A 275-nucleotide genomic window follows, 5' to 3' on the forward strand; every position below is an offset into this window, starting at 1 on the left:
GACCTACTCTCACATGGGGAGACCCCACACTACCATCGGCGCTGAGCGGTTTCACTGCTGAGTTCGGCAAGGGATCAGGTGGTTCCCGCACGCTATGGTCGTCAGGCGAAAAAGGCAATATAAATCAGGCTGACGATACGTTTCTCGTATCCGGCAATTGGCGAGTCATCGACCACAAACCCTTTGGGTGTTATATGGTCAAGCCTCACGGACAATTAGTATCGGTTAGCTCAACGCCTTGCAGCGCTTCCACACCCGACCTATCAACCAGCTGG

2 rRNA genes are annotated in these 275 nt (G+C 53.8%); both read right to left on the bottom strand.

From position 1 onward, the window contains the following. Positions 1-106 (bottom strand): 5S ribosomal RNA (gene rrf, locus ACUN9Y_RS22295); the annotation flags it as partial. Positions 107-194: 88 nt separating this feature from the next. Then, positions 195-275, bottom strand: a 23S ribosomal RNA gene (locus ACUN9Y_RS22300); the annotation flags it as partial.

The sequence above is a fragment of the Halomonas sp. V046 genome (genome assembly GCF_052645355.1).